At 38.6% G+C, this 22,928-nt stretch carries 23 protein-coding genes; 9 read left to right on the top strand and 14 right to left on the bottom strand.

What is annotated here, in order from left to right; genetic code table 11:
* The 7 genes from JIN86_RS05285 to JIN86_RS05315 form a co-directional block, all read right to left on the bottom strand.
* Positions 1-762 carry an IclR family transcriptional regulator gene (locus JIN86_RS05285; RefSeq protein ID WP_004225962.1) on the bottom strand — a complete coding sequence of 254 codons (762 nt, stop codon included), beginning with the start codon at positions 760-762 and terminating at the stop codon, positions 1-3.
* Between the two features lie 134 nt (positions 763-896).
* On the bottom strand, positions 897-2,165 hold the full coding sequence (locus JIN86_RS05290) for a M20 family metallopeptidase (protein WP_202341386.1): 1,269 nt from the start codon (positions 2,163-2,165) through the stop codon (positions 897-899).
* Positions 2,158-3,111 carry a DUF1177 domain-containing protein gene (locus tag JIN86_RS05295; RefSeq protein ID WP_004225958.1) on the bottom strand — a complete coding sequence of 318 codons (954 nt, stop codon included), beginning with the start codon at positions 3,109-3,111 and terminating at the stop codon, positions 2,158-2,160. Before JIN86_RS05295 ends, JIN86_RS05290 begins: the two co-directional genes overlap by 8 nt.
* Before the next feature lie 44 nt (positions 3,112-3,155).
* A complete protein-coding gene (locus JIN86_RS05300; RefSeq protein WP_202341387.1) occupies positions 3,156-4,163 on the bottom strand; it encodes an ABC transporter ATP-binding protein in 1,008 nt (335 codons plus the stop codon).
* Positions 4,147-5,169: an ABC transporter ATP-binding protein gene (locus tag JIN86_RS05305; protein ID WP_004225953.1), complete on the bottom strand. Its 1,023-nt coding sequence runs from the start codon at positions 5,167-5,169 to the stop codon at positions 4,147-4,149. The genes JIN86_RS05300 and JIN86_RS05305 overlap by 17 nt, the downstream gene beginning before the upstream one ends.
* Before the next feature lie 17 nt (positions 5,170-5,186).
* On the bottom strand, positions 5,187-6,053 hold the full coding sequence (locus JIN86_RS05310) for an ABC transporter permease (RefSeq protein ID WP_004225950.1): 867 nt from the start codon (positions 6,051-6,053) through the stop codon (positions 5,187-5,189).
* 2 nt (positions 6,054-6,055) lie between these two features.
* The gene (locus JIN86_RS05315; protein ID WP_004225947.1) at positions 6,056-7,018 is read right to left on the bottom strand and encodes an ABC transporter permease; all 963 of its coding nucleotides are present in this window, start codon (positions 7,016-7,018) and stop codon (positions 6,056-6,058) included.
* Between the two features lie 219 nt (positions 7,019-7,237).
* Here JIN86_RS05315 and JIN86_RS05320 point away from each other — a divergent pair, with 219 nt between their 5' ends.
* The 4 genes from JIN86_RS05320 (at position 7,238) to JIN86_RS05335 (ending at position 11,786) form a co-directional block, all read left to right on the top strand.
* Entirely contained in the window at positions 7,238-8,836 is a 1,599-nt protein-coding gene (locus tag JIN86_RS05320; protein ID WP_202341388.1) for an ABC transporter substrate-binding protein, read from the top strand.
* A 63-nt stretch (positions 8,837-8,899) separates the two neighbouring features.
* Entirely contained in the window at positions 8,900-9,970 is a 1,071-nt protein-coding gene (locus tag JIN86_RS05325) for an amidohydrolase family protein (protein WP_202341389.1), read from the top strand.
* A complete protein-coding gene (locus JIN86_RS05330) occupies positions 9,967-11,109 on the top strand; it encodes an amidohydrolase family protein (RefSeq protein ID WP_004225940.1) in 1,143 nt (380 codons plus the stop codon). The genes JIN86_RS05325 and JIN86_RS05330 overlap by 4 nt, the downstream gene beginning before the upstream one ends.
* Positions 11,110-11,114: 5 nt before the next feature.
* Positions 11,115-11,786 carry an AroM family protein gene (locus JIN86_RS05335; RefSeq protein WP_202341390.1) on the top strand — a complete coding sequence of 224 codons (672 nt, stop codon included), beginning with the start codon at positions 11,115-11,117 and terminating at the stop codon, positions 11,784-11,786.
* Positions 11,787-11,832: 46 nt separating this feature from the next.
* Here the strand turns inward: JIN86_RS05335 and JIN86_RS05340 are convergent, their stop codons facing one another.
* Positions 11,833-12,150 carry a hypothetical protein gene (locus JIN86_RS05340; RefSeq protein WP_004225937.1) on the bottom strand — a complete coding sequence of 106 codons (318 nt, stop codon included), beginning with the start codon at positions 12,148-12,150 and terminating at the stop codon, positions 11,833-11,835.
* A gap of 137 nt (positions 12,151-12,287) precedes the next feature.
* Between JIN86_RS05340 and ytzI the strand changes: the two genes are divergently transcribed.
* The 4 genes from ytzI to JIN86_RS05360 all read left to right on the top strand — a co-directional run bounded on the left by ytzI (position 12,288) and on the right by JIN86_RS05360 (position 13,999).
* Positions 12,288-12,434 (top strand): YtzI protein, encoded by a 147-nt coding sequence (ytzI, locus tag JIN86_RS05345; protein WP_004225932.1) that lies wholly within the window; start codon positions 12,288-12,290, stop codon positions 12,432-12,434.
* Between the two features lie 29 nt (positions 12,435-12,463).
* A complete protein-coding gene (locus JIN86_RS05350; protein ID WP_004225927.1) occupies positions 12,464-12,625 on the top strand; it encodes a hypothetical protein in 162 nt (53 codons plus the stop codon).
* Positions 12,622-12,855 (top strand): membrane protein insertion efficiency factor YidD, encoded by a 234-nt coding sequence (gene yidD / locus JIN86_RS05355; RefSeq protein WP_004225925.1) that lies wholly within the window; start codon positions 12,622-12,624, stop codon positions 12,853-12,855. Before JIN86_RS05350 ends, yidD begins: the two co-directional genes overlap by 4 nt.
* A 109-nt stretch (positions 12,856-12,964) precedes the next feature.
* Complete coding sequence (locus JIN86_RS05360; RefSeq protein WP_004225923.1) at positions 12,965-13,999, top strand: metal ABC transporter solute-binding protein, Zn/Mn family; 1,035 nt, start codon at positions 12,965-12,967, stop codon at positions 13,997-13,999.
* Positions 14,000-14,020: 21 nt separating this feature from the next.
* Here the strand turns inward: JIN86_RS05360 and JIN86_RS05365 are convergent, their stop codons facing one another.
* From JIN86_RS05365 to JIN86_RS05390, 6 genes are all read right to left on the bottom strand, one after another.
* The gene (locus JIN86_RS05365; protein ID WP_004225921.1) at positions 14,021-15,172 is read right to left on the bottom strand and encodes a transglutaminase domain-containing protein; all 1,152 of its coding nucleotides are present in this window, start codon (positions 15,170-15,172) and stop codon (positions 14,021-14,023) included.
* A 130-nt stretch (positions 15,173-15,302) separates the two neighbouring features.
* Complete coding sequence (locus JIN86_RS05370; RefSeq protein ID WP_202341418.1) at positions 15,303-16,727, bottom strand: o-succinylbenzoate--CoA ligase; 1,425 nt, start codon at positions 16,725-16,727, stop codon at positions 15,303-15,305.
* A 247-nt stretch (positions 16,728-16,974) separates the two neighbouring features.
* Positions 16,975-17,793 (bottom strand): 1,4-dihydroxy-2-naphthoyl-CoA synthase, encoded by an 819-nt coding sequence (menB, locus tag JIN86_RS05375; protein WP_004225917.1) that lies wholly within the window; start codon positions 17,791-17,793, stop codon positions 16,975-16,977.
* Positions 17,794-17,856: 63 nt separating this feature from the next.
* The gene (gene menH / locus JIN86_RS05380; protein WP_202341391.1) at positions 17,857-18,666 is read right to left on the bottom strand and encodes a 2-succinyl-6-hydroxy-2,4-cyclohexadiene-1-carboxylate synthase; all 810 of its coding nucleotides are present in this window, start codon (positions 18,664-18,666) and stop codon (positions 17,857-17,859) included.
* Positions 18,663-20,378: a 2-succinyl-5-enolpyruvyl-6-hydroxy-3-cyclohexene-1-carboxylic-acid synthase gene (menD, locus tag JIN86_RS05385; protein WP_004225915.1), complete on the bottom strand. Its 1,716-nt coding sequence runs from the start codon at positions 20,376-20,378 to the stop codon at positions 18,663-18,665. The genes menH and menD overlap by 4 nt, the downstream gene beginning before the upstream one ends.
* Positions 20,371-21,756: an isochorismate synthase gene (locus tag JIN86_RS05390; RefSeq protein WP_202341392.1), complete on the bottom strand. Its 1,386-nt coding sequence runs from the start codon at positions 21,754-21,756 to the stop codon at positions 20,371-20,373. The genes menD and JIN86_RS05390 overlap by 8 nt, the downstream gene beginning before the upstream one ends.
* A 247-nt stretch (positions 21,757-22,003) precedes the next feature.
* Between JIN86_RS05390 and JIN86_RS05395 the strand changes: the two genes are divergently transcribed.
* The gene (locus JIN86_RS05395) at positions 22,004-22,924 is read left to right on the top strand and encodes a 1,4-dihydroxy-2-naphthoate polyprenyltransferase (protein WP_016992515.1); all 921 of its coding nucleotides are present in this window, start codon (positions 22,004-22,006) and stop codon (positions 22,922-22,924) included.
* Positions 22,925-22,928 lie beyond the last annotated feature (4 nt).

Below are 22,928 nucleotides of genomic sequence, written 5' to 3' on the forward strand. Positions count from 1 at the left end.
TTAATTAAAATTCAAATGATATCTACGAATAATTCCTTCTATTTCATTTCTAGCTTCCGTTAAAGGTCCCAAAAAATCAGGAACACGTTGCTCTGTAAAACGATAAATTGGTCCAGAAACGGTAATAGACGCTACGACCTGTTCCTCACTATTAAATATAGGCATAGCTAGCGCCAATACATCGACCGAATACTCACTGTTACTAAGTGCATAGCCACATGTTCTAATTTTTTCTAGCTCTGCCCTTATTTCTGTGGCATCTGTCATCGTATTATTTGTATAAGCTGTTAATGGTTCATCTATGACCTTTGCAATTTGCTCTTCATTTAAAAAAGCAAGCATCGAACGATAAGATGCTCCTACATACAGTGGCGATCTACTTCCTCTTGAAACTGTAAACTTCACCTTATTTACAGGCTCTGCTTTTAGTAATGTTAACGCTTCCAGTCCATTCAGTACGGTAAAAATAGCTGTTTCACCAGTGACATCCTTTAATTTCTCAAGAACTGGCATACATAGCTGATCTATGTTTAATGAATCATACATATTCATACCTATTTCCCATAATGCAATACCAAGAGAATATTTTTTTGTTATAGGATCTTTTGTTATAAACCCATTATTTTCGAAGGTTTCAAGAATGCGATATAAATTTGTATGATTCATGTTCATCGCCAGTGCTAACTCTCGACCACCCCATGTGGGCTTTTCCTTTGTAAACATTTTTAAAACCGCAATTGATAAATTTAATGTCTTTAGCATATCTCTCATCCCTCTGAACTATTTATCTGTACAAACGGCTGCAAATCTCTCTCTTAAGGGGGAAATAATCGACAGATTTAGCAGCCGTCAGCACCTGATATCACTTTATCAAAAGTAAGAGAGTAGCTAATCTCTTACTTTTGATATAGGAAATCAACAGCAGCAGTTATATAAACTTTTGCACAGCGTACGATATCCTCAACACGCACTTTTTCATTATAACCATGAATACTTGGTAAATAAGCTGGGCCGTATTGCAATACAGGAATATCATATTGTCTGAAATGACGAGCGTCACTGCTTGCCCATTGCATGACACCATATGCCTCTTGCCCTGTCACATACGATATATTTTCCACTATCGATTGGCATACAGGATTTTCAGCAGGCGTATAATTGGCGACGCTTTTGAAGCCAAAACGTTGGATTGAATAATCGATAGCCAAGCCATCTAGTTTAGTTGTCAAGATTTCAGTTACCTCTTCTTGTGTAATACCAAATGGTAAACGACAATCGACCTGGACCTTACAGTAATCTGGGATTACGTTTGACTTCGTACCTCCCTCAATTGTACCAATATTTACAGTAATTTTCTCTAAAACTTCTTGATATTTCAAGCGATCTTTCTCCACTTCACGCATGTATTTTTTTGATACCTTAATAAGTGGCTGTACCTCTTCAGGAATTGTGATTTCTACATCCCATAGTGTACGAATCTCTTCTATAGCTCGAATTGCATCGACAATGGCATTTCGTCCAGCCAATGGTGATAGACTTCCATGACCAGGTTCCCCACGCACCTCTAATTCAAACCAGTAAGAGCCCTTTTGTCCAATGGTTGGGTTTAAAGGTGAAGAGGGCTCAGCGATTAAACAACCATCTCCCTGCACATAGCCTCGCTCTAACAGCCAAGGAACACCGAATTCACCGCCAGTTTCTTCATCTGGTACGATCGCCAAAGTTAATTTCCCTGGTAGTTCAATGTTCAGTTTCTTTAAAAGCTTTGTTGCAAAAATAATACCTGCTAAACCGGCTTTCATATCACTCGCCCCACGTCCAAGCATCCAGCCATCCTTCACTTCTCCTGAAAACGGATCAAAATCCCATTTTGATAGATCACCGACAGGAACAACATCGGTATGGCCACAATAAACGAGTTCTTTTCCTTCCCCATTTCCAATAGAAGCTACTAAATTAAACATTTTATCAGCAGCTTCATATTTTTGATAAGTAATGCCTACATCATTTAAATAGTTTTCGATAAAAGCTGTTATTTCAGTCGTATCCCCTGGAGGATTGACACTTGGAATTTGAATGAGCTTTGAACAAAACGCTATCAATTCATCTTGATGATTTTCAACTGCCTCTACTAATTGAGCTTTAAGTGCTTGTAAATCATTCATGTGTGTGTACCTCGTTTCCTTTCGTTTGTAGATGACTCATGCTACCATATAAGCCTTTCATATGTGTAAATTGTGTTTCATCAAAGAAAGAGCATTTATTAGCACCATAAGTTTTTGCTACCTCTAACACAAATCGCACAACATTTTCTACATCTGTGACATGGGTTGCACCCGTTGCACAGCCTGCCACAACAGATTCAGTTGTAATCGCTACACCTACAACAGGGCTAGATGTTGCAACTGCTGGTTGTAAAATACTATTGATATGGAATAAACCATTACCATACGGTGTAATGTCTTGCATCGTGATTGGCAGGACAACTGGAGAAATGCCAGCAGATTGTGTATATACGTGCAATAAATCATCACTAATTTTTAATATGTAACCTTCTTTGACAGTTGGCGTTATCGCAAATCCTTTATGGTTACATACTTGATTGCCTTTTGTTGTATCAATGGATAGAATAGCATCCATTGTATCTTCTACTTCATTTTCGTTCATGACACTAATATCCACTGGCGAGTTCATAAATGGCACTGGCTCATGTGGTAAGGTTGGAGCTGTTGGACAAATATGTGTGGAGAAAATAACGTCACCCTCTAATTGATCACCCTTTAAGGCCATATCAATAGCTTTTGCTGCTCCTGCCAGACATGCCAGTGCGCCGTCTCCATCTGATACAAAGCCTGTCATTTCAGGGCGTGCTCCAATACCACCTAATCGTCCTATAATTCCTAATGTAGGTGCATTCCCGCCAGAGGATTTGCCGTTCTTTCCTTTCACGAGGACGCGAACAAAATCAGTTGAGCCGCTTTCGCCTTGAATAGTTTTTACCTTGACATCTGCTGTGGAATCAATATTGTGTAAATACTCTTTAATCGTGTCTCCGTTTACATAAATACTATCCATTACCTCGTATAATTCAATAACATGCTTCAATGACATAATCAGTCCGCTCCTTTTTCTGCTTCAATAAATTTTATCTTTCGTTAAATGGATGATACTTCTTGCTGTATCGACTTAAATAAATGACACGATACTTGATGTGTAGCTGATACTGTATCAAGTGTCGGTTGGATCTCTGCACATTTTTCTGTAGCGAAACGACAACGCTTATGGAATGCACAGCCACTCGGAGGATTAACCGGGCTTGGAACATCGCCAGATAAAATAATACGGTCCTTTTTATCAAAAGGATTTTCCTTAGGTATGGCCGATAACAAGGCTTGTGTGTAAGGATGCTGAGGTTTCTCATAAATTTCCTTGTATGAGCCAATTTCCACTATTTTTCCTAAATACATGACAGCAATACGATCACACATGTAGTTCACCACATTCAAATCATGTGAAATAAAAATATAGGTTAAACCGAATTCTTTCTGTAAATCTTTTAATAGATTGATAACCTGAGCCTGTACAGAGACATCTAATGCGGAAACTGGTTCATCACACACCACAATATCTGGATTCAGTGCAAGAGCCCGAGCAATATTAATGCGTTGTCTCTGTCCACCAGAAAATTCATGTGGATGACGCTTTGCATGGTAGGCACTTAATCCGACCGTTTCCAGTAATTCAACTACTCGCTTTTTACGAGATGCCTCATCACCAATCCCATGAATCACTAATGGCTCAGCAATAAGATATTCAATCGTTTTACGAGGATCGAGTGATGCATAAGGATTTTGGAAAACCATTTGGATGGATTTTCGAGCAGAGCGGATATCTTTTGAATTTAAGCTTGCTAAATCCGTTCCCTTAAATTCAACTATTCCCTCTGTTGGTGAAATTAGCTGGTTGATTAAACGGGCGACTGTCGATTTACCACACCCCGACTCTCCCACAATCCCCAGTGTCTCACCTTTATATAACTCAAAACTTACACCATCTACCGCCTTCACAAATTGTGTTGGTTTTTTAAAAGGAATTGAACTTTTAATGGGAAAATGCTTTTTTAAATTACTGACCTTTAAGACAAGTTCATTGTACTGTTGCATTAAAAATTCCCTCCTTCCTTGGGACAATTTGATCTTTTGCTTGTAAATGGCAGGCTACAAAATGGTTGTCCTGTACTTCCACTAAGTCAGGCACCGTACTACGACAAATATCTGTTGCTAAAGGACATCGTGCTGAGAAGTGACAGCCACTATGTGGCATTGTTAAATCTGGCGGACTACCTGGAATAGCTGGCAGCCTTTGTTGCTCTTGTGTCCCCATTGTAATTTGAGACTCTAATAATCCCCACGTATAGGGATGTAAAGGTTTTTCATATAGCTGTCTTGTTGTAGTAGACTCTACTGTACGACCTGCATACATAACATTTACTTTGTCACATAGCTCCCAAACCACACCTAAATCGTGCGTAATCATAATAATGGCTGTATCGTGTTCTTGTTGTAATTTTTTCATTAAATCAAGAATTTGAGCTTGTACAGTTACATCTAGTGCAGTTGTAGGCTCATCAGCAATGAGTAGTTTCGGGTTACAAGCCAGGGCAATAGCAATCATGACACGCTGACGCATTCCACCTGAAAATTCGTGAGGATACATTTTTAATCGTTTCTCTGGCTCAGGAATCCCAACCATTTTTAACATATCAACGGCTTTGATAGCAGCATCTTTCTTCGATATTGTCTCATGTGCTTGTATCACTTCAATAATTTGATTGCCCACTGTTAATACAGGATTCAAACTTGTAATAGGATCTTGGAAAATCATTGAGATGTCATTGCCTCGCACATTGCGCATTTCCCTTTCAGAAATTCCGATTAAATCGCGGCCATTAAATAGAATTTTTCCATTCGTTATTTTTCCTGGCGGAGATGGAATTAAACGCATGAGAGCAGTGGCTGTAACACTTTTTCCTGATCCTGACTCTCCCACAATACCTAGTGTTTCCTTCTTATTTAATTGTAAATTTACTCCATTAACAGCTTTCATTGTAGAGCCGCCACTTTTAAATTCTACTGTTAAGTTTTCTACATCTAGTAAACGTTCAGTCATGACTCCACCCCCTTCTATTAAACTTTCATTTTCGGATCTAATGCATCGCGCAATCCGTCCCCTAATAGGTTAATCCCAAGAACTGTTAATAAAATACAAATGCCTGAAAATGTCGCCATTTGGGGATTTAATACTAAAAAGTCTTTGCCATCTTTTAAAATACTGCCCCATGAAGCTGTCGGTGGTTGAACGCCTAATCCTAAAAAGCTAAGGGCAGCTTCTGAAATAATAGCGCCAGCTGTACTCATCGTTCCATAGACAATTAAAGGTGCTAAACAGTTCGGTAATATATGGCTAAAAATGATCCTCGTATGTGTAGCACCTAAAGAATGCGTTACTTCAACGAATTCCTCCTCTTTTACACTTAACACCTGTCCTCGAACAAGTCGTGCGAAACCTGGAATATTAGCAATACCAATCGCAACAATAACATTGACAAGTCCTTGCCCTAATACCGTCATTAATGTAATAGCTAGTAATATAAACGGGAATGCGAAAAGACCATCCATTGTGCGCATGATAATGGAGTCAATACGTCCACCAAAATATCCTGCCACTAAGCCTAGCAGTGTGCCAAACACAGCACCAAATAGCACCGCCGCAATCCCAACAATCATTGAGATTCGTGTACCGTAAACTAAGCGACTAAACAGATCACGACCATAGTTATCTGTTCCTAATAAATGTCCTTCTGTATTCATCGGTAAAAACGATTTACCGACAATCATTTCATTTGGTGGATGGGTAGCAATCAATGGGGCAAAAATAGCAACAATACCCATTAAAGTGACAATGATTAACCCAATTGTCGCTAATTTATTTTTTAGCAACTTACGCAATAACGTATTTCTTTTTTTCGTTTCTTGGACTATTGCTTGAGTCATTGTTATTTTTTCCCCCCATCCGATTCTAAATTGACCTTAGGATTGACCACTTTATAAAGTACATCGACTACTAAGTTAACAAGCACAAAGATAAACGCAATGAAAATAACAGTACCTTGGACGACTACAAAGTCACGTTTATCAATGGCATCTACAATTAATCGACCCATCCCCGGCCAACTAAAAATTGTTTCTGTTAAAACCGCTCCGCCCAGTAAATTAGAAATTTGCATTCCTAACACGGTTAAAATCGGTGTTAGTGCATTCTTAAATGCATGTTTACCAATTACTAAATATTCTTTAATACCTTTAGAACGAGCTGTTTTAATATAATCTTGCGAAATAACCTCTAACATACTTGAACGGGTAATCCGTGCAAATGTCGCCATTGGAATCGTTGCTAAAGCAAATGCTGGCAAAATTAAATGCTTCAAATAGGTCCATAGGCCATCGCTAATATTCCCCATCCCAGTCGCTGGGAACCAACCAAGGTTAACACTAAAGAATAAAACAAGCATGATGCCCAACCAGAAAATTGGCATGGATACACCAACTAATGACACAAGCATAACAACATAATCAATGATGGTATTTTGCTTTCTCGCTGCAAATATTCCTGCTGGGATGCCAATCACGACTGCTATTAACAGCGCTGCCAATGCCAATATCACTGTATTAGGGAACCTTTCGAGAATAAGTCCGATGACAGATTCACTATAAGAATAGGAATATCCTAAATTTAACTGTGCTAGATCTCCTACATATGAAATAAATTGCGAAGGCATGGATTTATTTAATCCTAGCTCTTCTCTTAAATTCTCTACATCTTCTACACTCGCTTGTGGTCCAAGCATGACTGAAGCCGGGTCACCAGGAATCATTCGCGTAATAATAAAGACGATAATTCCTACTACTAGCAGTGTCGGGATGAGGTTAACTAATCTTTTTAAAATAAATGAGCCCATCTTAGCAAGACCTCCTTTTCATTATTAGAATCAGTGGTTCATATTGTGAATAACCACATAGTACACCACTTAATAATTGTTTGTAAATATATTTTTTTCTGAATCTTTGTAATTTTATATTTACTTTCTATTTACAAGTGTGCTAATTTTAATCTCGAACCTACCATTTTTGAATCAACGGTTCATATTGTGAAACAAAAACTAAGGAGGCTAGTGCATATGAAGAAATTAAACGTAAGAAAGTCTTTACTACTACTCTTTTTAACTTTACTAATTGGTGTTTTAGCTGCTTGTGGTGGAAATGAGAAAAGTACTTCAACGGATGAAAAAGAGGGAGAAGCTACTTCTGGAGGCACATTAAATATCGGTCTGTCAGCCAATGCAAAAACATTTGATCCGATCAAATATACAGGGGTTTATGAATCACAGGTGATGCGCCAAATGGGTGATACGTTAGTTGTTTATAACAAAGATCTATCTGATATCATCCCTTCGTTAGCAACTGAATGGAATGTATCAGAGGATATGTTAGTCTACACATTCAAATTACGAGAAGGTATTAAATTCCAAAAAGGTAAATATCAGGATGGACGTGAAATGACAGCTGAAGATGTGAAATACTCTTTAGAACGCTCTGCTAAAGAATCTGCTATGAATCGTTTAAGTGGTGTAACAGAAGTGAAAGTGTTATCGGATTATGAAGTAGAGATTCACTTAGCTACGCCAAATGCTGCCCTACTTGCTATGCTAACGGATGCAGGGAATATTATTATTCCAAAAGAAGAAGTTGAAGGATGGGGCGATAATTTTTCTGAACACTTTGTTGGTACAGGTCCATTCCAACTAACAGAATGGAAAAAAGACCAAGAAGTAAAATTAGTTCGTCACGATAATTACTGGGGCGATAAGCCAAATGTCGATAACTTAACAATGAAGTTTATCTCCGATCAAAATATGATGACAAACGCATTACGTTCTGGTGATATTGATATTGCCATGGACGTTAAAGGTCAAAACCGAGAAATCATCAACCAAGATAGTAGCCTTGAGCTTTTAACAAATCCAGGTCTATCCATTGTTTATCTTGACCTTAATAACAAAGTAGGTCCAACTGCTGACAAACGCGTTCGTGAAGCGATTTATATGGCAACAAATGTAGAAGAAATTATTTCTGGCGTTAACCAATGGGGTGGCGGCGATGTTTCTTATTTACCATTACCACCTGGTTCATGGGGATATGATCAATCGTTAGTTGATATGGTACCAAAATATAATCCAGAAGAAGCAAAAAAATTACTAGCAGAGGCTGGTTTCGCTGATGGCTTCAAGACAGAGATTTTCGTATCAGAAGCACGTGTTCCTTACGCAACGATTTTCCAAAGTCAGTTAAAGAAGAACTTAAATATTGATGTGGAAATAAAAGTGCTTGAATGGGGTACTTACAGTGATACTGTGGCAAAGGGTAATGCGCCGATGAATATTGGTGGCTGGACTTGGTACCCAGATCCTTATTTCTTCCTTTATCAATTATTCCACACAAATCAGATTGGTGCCTTAGGAAATGGTAAAGGCTACAGCAATCCAGAAGTGGATAAATTATTAGAACGTGCCGTCTCAGAAACAGTGGTGCAAGAAGAACGTGCAAAATTATACCAAGAAGCATTAAAGCTAATTTTAGCTGATGTTCCACGTATTGAATTAGAGGCAACACAAACGGTTGCAGGTGTAAACAAAAAAGTACAGGGCTTTGAGGTTTCTGCTGATAACTCCGTACAAATTGTCCATCCAAATGGCACAAACGTATCCATTACTAAATAATTAAACTTGAAAAGTGGAGATACCAGTCTCCGCTTTTCTCTTCATAAGGAGAGATTTGATCCGATGACACGCTATATAAATGGACTTGTTTTTAATTCTGAGACTCGTAGCTTTAATAAGCAATCTTTTCAAGTACAAGGGCAATACTTTGAACCCGCTACTCATTCACCTGAAACAGAGTTGGATTTAGATGGACACTATATTACACCAGGTTTTATCGATAGCTGCTCACAAATCGGTCTAGCTGAAATAGGGATTCGTTGGGAAGGAGATGATAGCTATGAATTTGACTCACATCTGCAATATTCTGTAGTTGATGGCATATACCCATTTGATACTGCTTTTCAAAAAGCTGTTTCTCATGGGGTGACGGCATCTCATATTGTTCCCTCTCCTAAAAGCTTGATAGGTGCAAAAACGGCTATTATTCATCATACACATACAACGGTTGATGAAATGGTTATTTCAAAAGATGTGGCTTATTCCTTCTCTATTGGACAACAGGCAAAAAGTACATTTTTCGCTGAAAAGAAAAAACCACTCACACGTATGGGCATCGCTAAAATTTTAAGAGAAACATTACAACAAATTCAGCAACAAGAGCCGTCCATTACGAAAATCGTTATTCGAGCACACAAAGCCGTTGATCTTGAATTCGTTAGCCGCCTTCAACAAGAATTTGCGTCAATTTTTGATTTTCATATTATCCATGGCACTGAAGTTACATTCCTTCATGAAACATCTTTTAATACGGTTATAGCTGGTCCCACATTTCGATATATTGAACACAATGAGATGATGGCACTATCACCAAAACTGTATCATCAACTGTTTAAGAACAATATTCCATTCGTTTTTTGTACGGATCATCCTGTTAGTAGTACCTCCCATCTAACATTAGAAGGTTGCTTAGCTGTAAGAGAAGGTATGGCACGCCAGGACGTACTATACGCTCTCACAACAGGGGCTGCAAGTTTTCTAGGGATCGCCCATAAAACAGGTGCTATTCGTGATGGTCTTTTTGCTGATTTTGTGATTTGGGATAAGCATCCATTAAATTTAGATGCACAGGTTGTCGCAACCTATATTAAAGGAACAAAAGTTTATGCACGGGAAGAAGGGTTTACACAATGATTATTTATCATCATGCAAAGTTTCTTACAGTCAATGAGCAGAACGATACTTGTGAACAGTTATGGATCGAAGATGGGCGTATTGTCTATATTGGACCAGCCAAAGAATTTCCCCCACAAGCAGAGCTTGTTGATCTACAGGGAGCTTATGTTACACCAGGGTTAATTGATATTCATGCCCATGTTGGAACATGGGCTGAAGTCACTGAAGACATTAATGATGCCAATGAATATAGCGAACCCTTTACACCTCTTATGCACGCTTTAGACAGTGTAGATATCCGACACTTTTCCTTTCAACATGCGTTAGAAGGTGGCGTAACCACTGTGCAAACTGGTCCAGGTAGTGCCAATGTCATTGGTGGCATTTGGAGCATTCTTAAAACAGCAGGACCTACCCTTTCCTCTCGTGTTTTAGTAGAGCGGAGCGGTTTAAAGGGGGCCCTAGGCGAAAATCCGAAAAACGTCTTTGGCAATCAGTATAAGCGCAAGCCGATGACTCGCATGGCCATTGCACAGCTTTTACGAGATGGTTTCCAACGTGCAAGTCAACTCAATGAACAACAACAAATTGAGCAAATTAAACAAAATGCTGAGTTACGCCCGTTTATTGAGGTTCTGCGAGGCGACATGCCACTTCGCCTTCACTGCCATAGAGCAGATGACATTATGACAGCAATTAGAATTGCCAAAGAATTTAATGTAAAGCTTCATTTAGAACACTGCACAGAAGGCTGTCTCGTAGTGGATGCCGTTAAAGAAAGTGGATTCCATGCAACGCTTGGTCCTTATATGTTAACGCCATCTAAATACGAAACGCGTCATTCTACACCAGCAATTGCTGGCATTTTTAAAGAACATAATATTCCGTTTGCTATCATGACAGATCATCCATTTGTACCAATTCAATACTTAAAGTATTGTGCCACAGAAGCGATTCGATATGGTTTAGATGAAGACACAGCCCTCAAAAGCATTACGATCAATGCAGCTAAGCTTGTACAGCTAGATCACCGCATTGGTAGCCTTGAGGAAGGCAAAGATGCTGATTTTGTTGTTTGGTCGCACCCTATTTTTGAAACAGAAGCAAAGGTTTTACAAACTTATGTAAATGGACAAAAATATTACGAAGCGGAGTGAGCGCAATGCAACATTCGAAAATTGCCGTTGTAACAATTGGTCAGGCACCACGTAAAGATATGGCAGAGGATATACAGCAATTAAGAGAAGCAGGTTTACATGTTCATGAATTCGGTGTACTGGATTCACTTTCTTCAGAGGAAATTGCTACACTTTCGCCTTCATGTGAGGACTCAGATGTTTTAGTAACACTTCTTACCAATGGTCGACAAGTAAAGCTCAGTAAACAAAAGCTCATGCCTTATATTCAAAGCTGCATTGATGATCTACATGAATTCACTTGGATACTACTTATGTGTACAGGAGATTTTGCGAATAAATTATCCTATAAAAATCTTTTATTACCTGATCGTATGATGACTAATTTAGTGAAGGGCTTACATACAGAATTAGCCATTGGTTTAATAGGTCCCGAACCCGAACAACAACAATCGGTTGCAGAGAAATGGCAAAAAGCACAGTTCGATGTAACTTTTTCAGCAAGCTCCCCATATCACTTTGATAACCAACATTTATTGTCAGAAGCACAACAATTAGAAGAGCAAGGAGCTGATTTGCTTATTCTTGATTGTATGGGCTATTCCACAACAATGAAAAACATGATTAAAGATCAACTCACTATCCCCATCATCGTCCCTCGAGAAGCGGTTTTTACAATTTTAAAAGCCATTTGTTAATAGAAGAAAAGGTCACTTCTGATTCAGTGACCTTTTCCCCTATTCGCTAGACACGCTTATTGAAATAAGGAAGCTGCTCAACGAATGCCTTCGTATCATTATCTCCATATTCATGAACAAGTGCATAGATTTTCATTAATCTTTTATCTATTTCATCATTTTCTCTGTCTTGATGATACTGTAAATACGGTAACTGTGCACGCCATGCATTCGAAATTTCTAACAGTTGCATTTGCTGAAAGATTCTCTCAAATACATCTAATGCTTGTCGATCTACATTGAGTTCGAAATTCCATGGTCCTGCATATGGGTTGGTATAATACGTTCTATTGGCAAGTGAAAAATATACGCGCTGACGATCCATCTTTACGATTCACTCCTTTTTCCATAGTATGGAGTGATAGGTGGTGTTTTATTCGCTTTTATGTCAAACTTCCTTCACAATTAGTAGGACCAGATAATTTATAATAGGTATGATGAATAAAGAACGGAGTGAATACTATGAGTTTAACTACGCTCTTAATAGTCGCAGTTATCATCGTTATTTTAATCACCATTGCGACAATTATCAGTGTCAACCGTGCCTATGCCTTTAAACATACTGTTGATGAAAAACCGAAGCAAAACTATCATCAAGAGGAAAATTAAATACCATTACTGAATTTGGAGTGAAAGAAATGGGCGTACCTTTACCAATTATCATTATGATTGCGATGATGATGCTAATGTTTGGTGTTTCTGTTATTATCATTATGAAGAAAAAAAATAATATTTTTACACAAACAATTGATCCAAAGCCTGAACAACATACGTCTCAGCAAAAGGAAGAGCAACGATGAAATACCCCTTTATTTGGCTCATCCAGTTTTATAGAAAATTTATTTCACCTATGACGCCACCTACTTGTCGTTTTCATCCTACCTGTTCTTCTTATGGGCTCGAAGCTTTTCAAAAGCACGGTGCATTCAAAGGCTTCTTCTTAACCATTACACGTATATCCAAATGCCATCCATTTCATCCTGGTGGCTTTGATCCTGTGCCTGAAAAATGGCCTTCGAAAAAGAATTAATTTCGGAGGGCATTTTTTTCTTGTACTTTTTTAAGTTGTGCGTTATCATAATAACTGTTCTAAAAAATAAATCGTAATGATTACTATTTAAGAGAGGTATCTTACTTATATGAAAAAACTATCTGTATTACTGTTAGTCGCAGTTCTTGCTTTATTTACTGCCGCTTGTGGAGACAAATCGTCCACATCCCAAAAGACTGAGGAAAAAGATAAATTAAGTATTTATACAACGGTTTATCCGTTAAGCTATTTTGCACAGCGCATTGGTGGAGATTATGTTGAAGTAGCTTCTATTTACCCAGCTGGTGCGAATGAACATACCTTCGAGCCAACTCAAAAAGATATGATGAAATTAGCAGATGCTGATATCTTTTTCTATATTGGCTTAGGACTTGAAGGCTTTGTAGAAAACGCTAAAAAAACTTTAGCGAACGAAGATGTCACAATGGTGGCAACTGCTGATGAAGTTTCAGATGAAAAATTAGCTGTAAGCACAGGACATGTTCATGCAGAAGATGAAGAACATGAAGCAGACGCACATGATGAGCATGAGCACGGTACAACAGAGGACAATCATGAGCATGAAGAACATGGACATGATGAGCATGAGCATGGCGATATCGATCCGCATGTTTGGTTATCTCCTACAATTAGTCAAGATTTAGCACTGGCTATTAAAAACACACTAGTTGAAAAAATGCCAGCTCAGGAGGCAACTTTTAACACAAATTATGATGCATTAGTAAAAGAATTACAGGATTTAGATCAAGATTTCAGAGCAATGACTGACAAAGCACAAAATAAAACATTCTTTGTATCCCATGCTGCATTTGGCTATATTGCTGGTCAATACGGCTTAACTCAAGTGCCGATTGCTGGCTTGAATTCACAAAATGAGCCATCTCAAAAGGAATTAACAAAGATTGTAGACAAAGCAAATGAATTGCACATTCACTATATTTTATTTGAACAAAATGTCTCTTCCAAATTAGCAGAGATTATTCAAAAAGAAGTTGGTGCAGAATCTCTTGTCTTGCATAATTTAAGCGTATTAACAGCTGATGATGAAAAAAATAAAGAAACCTATTTCACATTGATGCAAAAAAATATTCAAACATTAGAAAAAGCTTTAAGCGTTCAATAATATGAGTAAGGAGGTGCCCCGCTATTGGGACACCTCCTTTATTATGACGTATTTTTCTTGTGGCATTCGTTTTCCCGTTCGATAAAAAGACGTTTGCCACTTCATTGTTTTTTGCTTAGTTACATGCTTAGCTTTTGGCTGAAGGACAACAAAAGTCATTATACTACTTTCTACTAGTATCGGTGGCCACTCCGTAAAGTTAAACTGAATTGAATTGTCTTGTTTATTTGTTTTTTGAGTTACAAGCTTCATCGGCTGTTCCACTAATGGTTGTACGGCTAACCGATTTTCTTCGATGATTGATAACCCTATAATTTGATTCAATTGATGTTGTATAGGCGTTGCTAAACTTTGTCTTTTTATTTCTTCCTGCAAATCTATAAATTTCTCGCTTGTTGCAGCGGGGAAACTTGCATAATCCCATGTATGATCTTGTGCTAATTGGCGATCCGACACTAAAAAATATTGATAGCGCACTTCTCCTTTACGATCAGGCAAAGGGTCATCCCATGTCACATCAATATGATACCAAGCATGATCAAGTTTCACTAATACCCAGGCATGTAGCTGTTCTCCTACTTTTCCAGGTACATATTGTACCTCAAAACCCAACATTTCTAACATTCGATATAGCACTAAAGCATATGCCTGACAGACGCCCTTATTCTCCGTTAATAATGTATAAGGAGAATATTGACTTCCTTCTGTTTCCTTAGAGTATTCCGCGTACAATACAATAAAATCATGTGCAGCCTGTAGTTTTTCTATGTCACTTAATCCATGCATAGGTGCAATAATATTTTCCAAAGTTTGCTCGACAAATAATGCCTCTGTTTGTGAGAGATGATACGTAAATGCAAAGGCAATGACAATATTATTGCTATAACCTTCGTACTTCCATTGGAAACTTGAAATATTAGTATAAATATAAGAGTTTTCAATTGCATTTTTAGTAATTTCTGTTAGTTCATCTTTTATCTCGGATAAGTCTCCAGTATAACGAATCGAGAATTCGGATGATAGATGCATAACTTCTTTATTAATGAGAGATTGTAGTGTTTCAATTGAATGAGCTGTTGCTACATCTTCTTTTTCATAGTTTGCAAATACTTGCACATGACTCATTTGTAGAACAAATAATATAATGACAACATTATATATATATTTCCTCATATGAGTCATTCTCCTTTACTAAATAGTTTATGCCTCTCTTTTTTTATTATGTTAATAAATGATTAATTTCATGCTAAAAGTTCAAATAAAAAAGAAGCCTCCTTTTAAGAAGACTTCTTTCAAAAAGTTTTTATTGTAATAATTTCCGTCTCAACAATTTATCCGCACCATTGCGCGGAAGACTGTCTGTAATAATCATTTCTTTAGGTACTTTATATTTAGCAAGTTTCTGTAAACAAAAGGCCTTTAGTTGCTCAACAGATACCTGCTCATTTAACACGATAAATGCGATGGGTACCTGTCCCCATTGTTCATCAGGCATACCGCATACACCTGCCTCTTTGACAGCTGGGTGTGTGAGTAGTACATTTTCTATTTCTGCAGGATAAATATTTTCTCCCCCTGAAATAATTAAATCAGCCCTTCGATCAATGACGAATAAATAACCCTCTTCATCCACATAACCAATATCACCTGTATGAAGCCAGCCAGCCTTCGTTGCATTTTTTTGCACAAAACGTCCAATATAGCCAGGTGTGACATGGGGACCTCGAATGCAAATTTCCCCTTCACCTTTAGCATTTGGCTCAGCAATCATTATTTGATTAAAAAATAAAGGCTTTCCAGCAGAACCAATTTTCCGCATAGCATCTTCACTTGCCAATGTGGCAGTTTGTGAGGAGGTTTCTGTCATCCCATACGTTTGTGCTACAGCTAAATTTAACGCATGTGCTCTCGCTAAATAATCAACGGGAACAGGTCCACCTCCAGCTAACATTAACTTAAAATAAGATGAAGCTTTCGCCTTGCGTTGCTCTAGCGTATGTAGAATTCGTTCCAAGGTCACCGCTACAACAGACATATGGGTGACATCCCCATCCATAATATTTTGTGCGATAGCTTCTACATCAAATTGCTCATATAAAAAGATTTGATTTCCATATAGCAGTGAACGCACTAAAATGGAGAATCCACTAATATGGAATAAAGGGACCGCACATAGCCAAACATCCTGAGCCTGCAGCCCAATATTTAAAACGGAGGCAGTGGCACTAGCCTGATGATTTCCAACTGTTTGGCGAACCCCTTTTGGAAAGCCTGTTGTACCCGACGTATACATAATCGTTATTGTTTGATGAAGAGGCCATTCCTTGACAATATCTACTGCACTCTCTGCACCCTTTTCAATTGCTGAAAATAAATGATAGGTTGTTTCAGATGGCAGCTTTTCTACATCCTCATCGGCAACCAATACTGCTACAGCCTCTGAATCCTCTAACTGATAAGCCAACTCATCCTGTGATAGTCTACGATTAAGCATCACCATTTCACATTGCAGATGCATGCAGGCATACATCATGATCACAAGCTCAGGCTTACTTGGCCCCATAATAGCAATTCGATCACCCTGTTGAATACCGAGTGTCACTAATTGTCGAGCACGTTTTATCGATTCATCATTTAATTCTTGAAAAGTCCAGCTTTGCTTTTTAAAAGTAAGTGCCTTGCGCAAAGGTGTTAAATAAGCTCTTTGTAAAATCCAGTTAGGATACATCTTTGTCACTCCAATCACCCTACATCTTAACGCTTTCCCATCTAGTTTGTCTATTACTCCATGTAGTATCTAGCTTTTTAGTGAATACCTCTATCCTTCACATATTGAGTTCTATCCGCTACTTTAAGAATTTTATCCACCTTTTAGCCGCTTCTATCCCCTACTTTTAGATTTTTATCCTCAATCTGCTCAAGACATATAAAAAGCTCGTATCTCCAAAAGATACGAGCTTTCAACCCTATACTAATCAAGGGAATCTTGGGAATTGACCGAAATCTGGTTGACGTTTTTCTTTGAATGCATCGCGGCCTTCTTTTGCTTCATCAGTTGTGTAGTAAAGAAGTGTAGCATCTCCAGCCATTTGTTGAAGACCTGCTAAACCATCTGTATCTGCATTCATTGCTGCTTTTAAGAAGCGTAGTGCAGTCGGTGACATCTGAAGCATTTCTTCACACCATTGAACTGTCTCATCTTCCAATTGCGCATAAGGCACAACTGTATTGACTAAGCCCATATCAAGTGCTTGTTGTGCATCGTATTGACGGCATAGGTACCAAATTTCACGTGCCTTTTTATGACCAATAATACGAGCAAGATAGCCTGAGCCATAACCAGCATCGAATGAACCTACTTTTGGTCCAGTTTGTCCAAAGCGAGCATTGTCAGCTGCAATTGTTAAGTCACAGACAACATGTAAAACATGACCTCCACCAATTGCGTAGCCAGCTACCATTGCTACTACAGGTTTTGGAATTACACGGATTAAACGTTGTAAATCAAGAACGTTTAGACGTGGAATTTCATCTTCTCCTACGTAGCCACCGTGACCGCGAACTTTTTGGTCTCCACCTGAGCAGAAAGCATGTTCACCTTCACCAGTTAGAATAATAACACCGATATTTTTATCATCGCGTGCACGTGAGAATGCGTCAATCATTTCCATTACCGTTTTTGGGCGGAATGCATTACGCACTTCTGGACGGTTAATCGTAATTTTTGCGATACCGTTATAGAACTCATACTTAATGTCTTCATAAGTATGTAATGTTGTCCATTGACGTGTCATTGAATTGCCTCCTATATCATTAAATTCGTCTCGTTTCTAGCGAGGCGCTAACGTAATCGTATATTACGTTAAATACTCCTCTACTATTGTAGCAAACTCAGCGGGATTTTCCACATGAATTGCATGTCCAGCGTCATTTACTGTTAAATGCTTAACAGTATTTAATAGCGCTTTCATTTCTAGTGCAATTTTACAAAATTTTTCATCCAATGAACCATTAATTAGCAGGACAGGTATTTCTAATTGCGTCAGTCTATCCCAATTTGAAGGTTGAACGCCTGTCCCGATACCTCTCAAGCTACCAGCGAGTCCCTCTTCCTTTTGTGAAAGTCGCTCTTCTCGAATGGTTTCTCTTACCCTTTTAGGTAGACGTTGCTGTGAAGCAAAAAGCGGGATGCTTTCCCATGCATTGACAAAGGACAGTAAACCATTTGTCATTATTTTTTGCGCCAGTTCTTCATCTCGCTTACAACGTTCATGTTGCTCTTCCATTGTTCGCAAGCCAGGAGAAGCACTTTCTAAAATGAGCTGATGTATACGAGCTGGATACGAAATGGCATAGGATAAAGCGATTCTTCCACCCATTGAATAGCCTAACAGCGTAAATTTCTCTAAATGAAGCTGGCAAAATAGTTCTTCTAAATCTTGTAATTGCTCCTCCATAGAAAAACGCTGTACGTGCTGTGGAATAGCTGTTTGACCATGTCCGATTAAATCAACGGCAATAACACGCACATGAGGTAGAGCTTGTGCTAGATTATGCCATGTTGCTGAGCTACCGGTAAATCCATGTAAGGCAACGACTGTATCTTCACCGTTTTCATTCCATATATCGACATGGGTTTCAAGCCCACGAATCATCCACTTTGTCATGCTTTTAACTCCGCATTAATTCGATTCCATAGACCTCGATGTGCATTCACATTCTCGGTTCTATCTGTAAATATTTCAACTAATCGTAAAGAATGGTTTTTACATGTTGAAAATTTCTCAGAAAGCTCAGAGATTGTTTCGACACGTACATAGTCCATATCATACATATGTGCAATGTCACGGAATTCAAGGGCTGTAGGTGTGCCAAATAAATCCTCATAGTGATCTTCAACAGTTGACTGTGGTAAATAAGAAAAAATACCACCACCATCATTATTCATCACAATGATCGTTAAGTTACATTCCTGATATCTGGAAGCAATGAGTCCATTCACATCATGTAAAAAGGCTAAATCACCAATCAGTAAATAACTTTCTCGATTATTCCCCTGACTGAAACCGATTGCTGTTGACACGACACCATCAATCCCGTTCGTTCCTCGATTGGCAAAAACACGTAGATCTTTTGGTGTAGCCAATAAAAATGTATCAATATCTCGTACTGGCATACTACTGCTTACGAAAATATCACTACCGTCAGGAATCATTTTGAGTAAACGACTGACTATAGCCCCTTCATCTTTTTCTACCTCTGCGTATTGTTCAATAAACATAGAAGCAAGCTGATTTGCTTTTTGCCATTCGACTAAGTATGTTTCCTCGATAGCCGTTTCAGTGATAGCTAATTCTGTTAGCCACTGATCGACATTCGCATGAATAAAATGCGTAGATACACCTGTAGCATCTCTAAACATAGGGTCTTCATCGATAATCACATACGCATTTGGACGTGACTTTGTAATAAATTGCATTATAAACTTCGAAACTGGTTGTGCCCCTATTCGGATTACTGTATCTGGTTGCACCAGTGCTTTGAAGTCATCACTCTTCATAATGGCATCGTAGGTTGTCACGATAAATGGTAAACAATCCTCTGGTACGGATGTACGCATATTCGATAAACTTTCAACAATGACAGGCCACTTCAGCTGACGTACAAATTCCCAAACTATGGATAATTCTGTACCAAGAGCTAACTCACCGATGATCATAAAACCTCTTTTAGTTGATTGTATAATAGAGGATAGTTCCTGTTGATCTACGCGTGTTGGGGTTAATTGTCCCATACTGCTGTGCTTAAACGTCACTGCTGGTAGCTCCTGCTGTAAATCAATTAATAGTGGTTCACGGAAAGGTACATTAATATGGACTGGTCCAAAAGGTGCGCTCGTGGCAATGGCTACCGCACGAGCAAGATGACGCTCAATAAAAGGCAATGTTGGTTCAGCACCATCTGCTAACGGAAAATCAACACTCCACTTCACATGTGAACCATATAAATTGGGTTGGTTGATAGCCTGTGGAGCGCCTACCTCACGTAATTCATGTGGGCGATCAGCTGTTATAATGATTAATGGTACACGTGCATAGCTTGCCTCCACAATCGCAGGAAAATAGTTAGCTGCTGCTGTACCAGATGTACATAAAAGAACCACAGGCTTAGTAGTTGCCTTAGCAAGCCCTAGCGCAAAGAATGCTGCTGAGCGCTCATCTACCTGCCGATACATTTTTACTTGTTTAGTAGATGCAACCGCATAAGCAAGCGGTGTTGAACGTGAGCCTGGGCTAACGACAACGTTTTCTACACCAGCCTGCACTAGCGATGCGACCATTTTATAAACATAATCTGTTAGTATTTTTCGTTCACTCATGTAATTGTCCCCCTAGCGCACGAAGCATTGGACGGAATTTTACTAATGTTTCTTCATATTCAGATTGTGGTTCTGAATCTGCGACGATTCCACCGCCTGCATATAAATAAGCTTTATCATTTAATAAGGCTGCTGAACGAATGGCAACTGCGAATTCACCGTTCCCCTCGGCATCTAGCCAGCCTATTGGCGCAGCATACAGTCCTCGATTCATCGGCTCATATTTACGAATGGCTGCCAATGCTTCCGTGCGTGGTACACCACCTAAAGCGGGTGTTGGGTGTAATGATTTAGTCAATTGTAAGATTGTTGCATCCTGATTTAACTGACCTTCAACAGGCGTATACAGATGTTGAATATCTCGTATTTTTAACAAGCGTGGTCTATCTGGCACCGTCATGTCCACACAATTTTTACGGAATGTTTCCGCAATCATATCCACAACATACTGATGTTCTCCGCCATTTTTAGGGTCATTTAATAAACTTTGTCCAAAAGCCTCATCTTCCTCTGCAGTCTTACCTCGTTTAATTGAGCCAGCAACACAAGAAGAAAATGCTCGACCATCTTCTACCTTCACAAGTCGTTCAGGTGATGCTCCGAAAAATAATAAATGTCTATGCTCTAAACCAAATAAATAGCTTTCTGGTTGTTCATGAATAATTTGAGAAAGTACTTGTGGTGCGGATACATACTCTTTAAATTGCAAAGCAAGTGATCTTGCAATGACCACCTTATCTGCCTTTTTCTGTTTAATTAATGCTGTCACTTGATCGATTGAGGCTAAATAAGGTTCTTTATATGGTTCAAAATAACTTGTGATTTCAGGTTTTGTATACGTTTTCACTTCTTTAACCTGAGCTGCATGGATTAAATGATCGCGCTCTTTTCTTAACGCTTCGAACTGATCCTCAGCCTGTTGGTCTTGTGTCAAAAGATGAATACTCACATATGCTTTATCATCGCGTATCACCAGTTGAAACGTTGCTAATGCAAAATATGCCTCTGGGAAATCCGTCCATTCCCCACCCACATTATTTTGAGGATCAAATGTAAAACCGCCAAACAAAATTGGTTGTAACGCTTTTTGACCTTTTGGACAGTTTTTCGTTATGTTTTTCCATTCCGCTTCAACTGCATCAAAGCGGCTTTCTTTAGCGTTGTTTTGAATAGTATGTGCATGTCCTAGCCCAACTAATGTCATTGTTTTTTCTCTATTTTGCCAATAAAATCGTTCACCTTTATAACATTCCTCGCCAGCTGCATAAAACGCCAGTGCAGATAGGCGACTTACTTCCATTGTTTCCATATAAAAATGAAGGCTTTGGCCCAAAGAGTCCACTTCTACTTCTGTGGCTTGGTACCACTTCTGTTGCATGAAAATTACCTCCGTTGTTGCAATGTACATAATGAATGATGGTTAAATAACACATCATATTTTGGTTGGCAACACGTGATTCGTCCTGTTGCTAATCGTTCTTTTTTATTTTCAGTTCATAAATGCATGTTCTATTGTATCACTTTTTTTCATTAAACAGTATGTAATAAGCTGTGAACCTACCCATTTTCTCAATCTTCGTTTAAAATAAGAAGAGTCGACAATATTTGAAGGAGAGAAAGACCTTATGACCAAAGTCATTGAAGCTGATAGGGGTTTTAAAGTTTGGTGGCATTTAACACGTCCACATACTTTAACCGCTTCATTTGTTCCTGTATTCCTAGGAACAGCAATTGCCTTAGCAATTGAAAAAGAAACAATTGATTTTGGACTATTTTTTGCTATGCTCATTGCAAGTATGCTTATACAAGCAGCAACGAATATGTTCAATGAATATTATGATTACAAATTAGGATTAGATAACGAGCATTCCGTCGGGATTGGCGGAACGATTGTCCGTCATGGAGTACAGCCAAAAACAATTATGATGATTGCATTAAGCTTTTATGCTATTGCCATGCTTCTTGGCATTTACATATGTGCCTCAACATCTTGGTGGTTAGCTGTTGTCGGACTTGTTTGTATGCTTATTGGCTTTTTATATACAGGTGGACCGTACCCAATCGCCTATTCGCCATTTGGTGAAATTGTTTCTGGCGCAGTGATGGGGATGGGCATTGTATTAATTGCCTTCTATATTCAAGCGCTTACAGTAACACTAGACGCTGTCTTGCTCTCTGTACCAAGCATGATTTTAGTCGGTGCCATTATGCTATCGAACAATATACGTGATATTGTTGGCGATACAGAAGGCGGACGAAAAACCTTAGCTATTTTGGTAGGACGTGATAATGCAATTTCCGTGTTATCAGGCTTTTTTATCGTCTCTTATTTATGGGTGATTGCTCTTGTAGCAGTTGATGGTATTACTTTTTGGGCATTAATCATCTTCCTAAGTATTCCAAAACCATTACGTGCCATTCAAATTTTCCGAGACAAAAAAGAAGCCAAAGAGGTAATGCCTGCAATGAAATATACAGCGCAAACAAATACATTCTTCGGCTTCCTATTAGGAATCGGTTTATTAATTCATTATTTCTTTTATTAAGATG

It is taken from the genome of Lysinibacillus sp. HST-98, assembly GCF_016757845.1.
GTDB lineage: Bacteria > Bacillota > Bacilli > Bacillales_A > Planococcaceae > Lysinibacillus > Lysinibacillus capsici.

Excerpts from the sequence above, each read along its gene's own strand:
- JIN86_RS05285 (WP_004225962.1), bottom strand. The coding sequence starts at position 762 with ATGCTAAAGACATTAAATTTATCAATTGCGGTTTTAAAAATGTTTACA.
- JIN86_RS05290 (WP_202341386.1), bottom strand. The coding sequence starts at position 2,165 with ATGAATGATTTACAAGCACTTAAAGCTCAATTAGTAGAGGCAGTTGAA.
- JIN86_RS05295 (WP_004225958.1), bottom strand. The coding sequence starts at position 3,111 with ATGTCATTGAAGCATGTTATTGAATTATACGAGGTAATGGATAGTATT.
- JIN86_RS05300 (WP_202341387.1), bottom strand. The coding sequence starts at position 4,163 with ATGCAACAGTACAATGAACTTGTCTTAAAGGTCAGTAATTTAAAAAAG.
- JIN86_RS05305 (WP_004225953.1), bottom strand. The coding sequence starts at position 5,169 with ATGACTGAACGTTTACTAGATGTAGAAAACTTAACAGTAGAATTTAAA.
- JIN86_RS05310 (WP_004225950.1), bottom strand. The coding sequence starts at position 6,053 with ATGACTCAAGCAATAGTCCAAGAAACGAAAAAAAGAAATACGTTATTG.
- JIN86_RS05315 (WP_004225947.1), bottom strand. The coding sequence starts at position 7,018 with ATGGGCTCATTTATTTTAAAAAGATTAGTTAACCTCATCCCGACACTG.
- JIN86_RS05320 (WP_202341388.1), top strand. The coding sequence starts at position 7,238 with ATGAAGAAATTAAACGTAAGAAAGTCTTTACTACTACTCTTTTTAACT.
- JIN86_RS05325 (WP_202341389.1), top strand. The coding sequence starts at position 8,900 with ATGACACGCTATATAAATGGACTTGTTTTTAATTCTGAGACTCGTAGC.
- JIN86_RS05330 (WP_004225940.1), top strand. The coding sequence starts at position 9,967 with ATGATTATTTATCATCATGCAAAGTTTCTTACAGTCAATGAGCAGAAC.
- JIN86_RS05335 (WP_202341390.1), top strand. The coding sequence starts at position 11,115 with ATGCAACATTCGAAAATTGCCGTTGTAACAATTGGTCAGGCACCACGT.
- JIN86_RS05340 (WP_004225937.1), bottom strand. The coding sequence starts at position 12,150 with ATGGATCGTCAGCGCGTATATTTTTCACTTGCCAATAGAACGTATTAT.
- ytzI (WP_004225932.1), top strand. The coding sequence starts at position 12,288 with ATGAGTTTAACTACGCTCTTAATAGTCGCAGTTATCATCGTTATTTTA.
- JIN86_RS05350 (WP_004225927.1), top strand. The coding sequence starts at position 12,464 with ATGGGCGTACCTTTACCAATTATCATTATGATTGCGATGATGATGCTA.
- yidD (WP_004225925.1), top strand. The coding sequence starts at position 12,622 with ATGAAATACCCCTTTATTTGGCTCATCCAGTTTTATAGAAAATTTATT.
- JIN86_RS05360 (WP_004225923.1), top strand. The coding sequence starts at position 12,965 with ATGAAAAAACTATCTGTATTACTGTTAGTCGCAGTTCTTGCTTTATTT.
- JIN86_RS05365 (WP_004225921.1), bottom strand. The coding sequence starts at position 15,172 with ATGAGGAAATATATATATAATGTTGTCATTATATTATTTGTTCTACAA.
- JIN86_RS05370 (WP_202341418.1), bottom strand. The coding sequence starts at position 16,727 with ATGTATCCTAACTGGATTTTACAAAGAGCTTATTTAACACCTTTGCGC.
- menB (WP_004225917.1), bottom strand. The coding sequence starts at position 17,793 with ATGACACGTCAATGGACAACATTACATACTTATGAAGACATTAAGTAT.
- menH (WP_202341391.1), bottom strand. The coding sequence starts at position 18,666 with ATGACAAAGTGGATGATTCGTGGGCTTGAAACCCATGTCGATATATGG.
- menD (WP_004225915.1), bottom strand. The coding sequence starts at position 20,378 with ATGAGTGAACGAAAAATACTAACAGATTATGTTTATAAAATGGTCGCA.
- JIN86_RS05390 (WP_202341392.1), bottom strand. The coding sequence starts at position 21,756 with ATGCAACAGAAGTGGTACCAAGCCACAGAAGTAGAAGTGGACTCTTTG.
- JIN86_RS05395 (WP_016992515.1), top strand. The coding sequence starts at position 22,004 with ATGACCAAAGTCATTGAAGCTGATAGGGGTTTTAAAGTTTGGTGGCAT.